Below are 2435 nucleotides of genomic sequence, written 5' to 3' on the forward strand. Positions count from 1 at the left end.
CAATGGGCCGTCCTCTTTCCCGCGGGAAAACTTGACACCGCTCCACCCAGACAGCTTCACCTGGGTGAATGATGAGCCGGCATGAGACCCGCCAGCAGACCATTTTCGGTGAGTATACGCCTACCCTTCCCCCGGTCAGGACAACCGACGGGCATATTGTTGAATGGGACCGGAGCCGCATCGCCCGCCAGATTGTCGAAGAGACAAAACTTGTCGAGACATTTTACGGGTACAACGGTGCGACCGAGGAGGCCGCCCAGGAGATCGCTCTCGATGTCGAGCACAAGATCAAGAACATGGGGCTCAAGTCCCTATCAGGCCCGCTCATCCGCGAGATCGTCAACATCACCCTCCTTGAACGCGGCATGGTCCAGTACCGGAATGTCTCGACCCGTGTCGGGACACCGGTCTTCGACGCACACTTAATCGATGTCGGGAAAGGGTTCGAGGCCCACGACAACGCGAACCTGCAGGAGAATGCCGAGACATCCCACAAGAAGAAGGCAGACAAGATCTCAAAAGAACAGTACCTCCTCCAGCTGCCCCCGTCCCTTGCCGACCACCATCTCTCCGGCGAGATGCACATCCACGACCTCGAATATTTCGGCACCCGCCCCTTCTGCCAGGACTGGGACCTGCGCTACTTCCTCTATTACGGCCTGATGCCGGACGGCAACGGCACCAAGGCATCGGTTGCCGGCCCGGCCAAGCGTGCCGAGGTCGCCATCCTCCATGCCGTGAAAGCCCTCGGGTCCGCCCAGACGAATTTTGCCGGCGGACAGGGCTATTACAATTTCCTCACGTTCCTTGCCCCGTACATGGAGGGGATGGAATACGAGGAGATCAAGCAGATGGTCCAGATGTTCGTGTACGAGATGACCCAGATGATGGTTGCCCGGGGCGGCCAGCTGGTCTTCTCATCCATCCAGCTCTCGCCGGGCGTCCCCTCGCTCTGGCAGGACAAGCCCTGCGTGTATAAGGGAAAAGTCTGGGACGGTTCTTCCGGACCGCACCGCACGTACGGGGAATTCGAGCGGGAAGTAAGGCTCCTCTTCAAAGCCATAATGGAGGTCATGCTCGAAGGCGACTACTGGGGCAAGCCCTTCAACTTCCCCAAGCCCGAGATCTCCATTGAACCGGACTTCATGCAGGAACGCGAGGAGTTCAATAAGAAACACCCTGAGCTCCCCACGTACCAGGACCTCTACCTCATGACCTTCGAGCTCGCCTCGAAGTTCGGCACGCCGTATTACGACAACCAGCTCCCGGCCTATCGCGGCGCCGGCAAGGGGATCTCCTGTTACCAGTGCTGCGCCTACCAGTTCTCCGCTGTCGCCGACGAGGACTCGGACTTTGACAAGAAGCTCTATTTCGAGAATGGCCGCCATTTCTCGATGGGATCGTGGCAGGTCGTGTCGGTCAACTGCCCCCGTGCAGCATACAAGGCGGAGGGAGACGACGCACGCCTCTTTGCCGAGCTGAAGAAACTCATGGACGTCTCGGTCGAGATCTTCAAGATCAAGCGGCGCTGGATGGACCTGATCCGGTCCAACAGCCGGATGCCGTTTGCCATGCAGCGCCCGAAAGATCCGAACACCGGTGAGCGGGGTGCCCTTGCGGTTGAACTCGAAGGCCTGGTGTACACCATCGGGGTCGTTGGCGTGAACGAGATGGTCCAGCACCACACGGGAAAACAGCTCCACGAGTCAAAAGAAGCATTCAAACTCGCCATCCGGGCCATGACCGAGATGGAACTCTATGGCCGCGAGCTCTCGCAGAAGAACAATATGACGATCGCCCTTGCCCGGACACCAGCAGAAACAACCGGCCAGCGATTTGCCGTGGCAGACCTGCTCGACCGCCGGTACCATGACGCTGCCGTAAAGGTGATCAAGGGAGATTTGGACTACAGCCTGCCAAAACTCGGCAAGGTCCGCGACCTTCCGATCTATTACACGAACGGCACCCACGTTGCCCCCGGGGCAAATGTCCCGCTCACAAAACGCATGGAGATCGAACATGTCTTCTTCCCGATTGTGGACGGCGGCAACATCTTCCACATCTGGCTTGGCGAGGCACGGCCGGATCCCCGGGGCTTAATGGACATGGCGATGAAGCTCTGCCGGAACACCCAGATCGGGTACTTTGCCTTCACGAGAGATATCACGGTCTCGCTCCGCCAGTTCCACGAGATGCGGTCGGGGAAGAAACCGGTGAGCCACACGGCGGCATCCGACTTCCCGGTTAAGGTTTAATCCCTTTTTTTCTCGGTAGGAACCCTGTCTGCCTGTTATGATCGCCCCCCTTTGCGCCAGCCCTGACTCGAAGAGCCTTGCAGGTTCTTCTCGTGTCTCGGGCCTGAAGACCCTCAACACCCCCCATGGGGTGGGGGCGCAGGCGATGCCTCGGTATTACCGGTACAAGAAAAATTACAA

General features: G+C 58.8%; 1 protein-coding gene. It reads left to right on the plus strand.

All coding sequences use genetic code 11. The features are described from left to right. The first annotated feature begins 71 nt into the window (after window positions 1-71). A complete protein-coding gene (nrdD, locus tag CW742_RS10625; RefSeq protein WP_292420197.1) occupies window positions 72-2255 on the plus strand; it encodes an anaerobic ribonucleoside-triphosphate reductase in 2184 nt (727 codons plus the stop codon). Window positions 2256-2435 lie beyond the last annotated feature (180 nt).

It is taken from the genome of Methanoregula sp. (genome assembly GCF_002835825.1).
Lineage (GTDB): Archaea > Halobacteriota > Methanomicrobia > Methanomicrobiales > Methanospirillaceae > Methanoregula.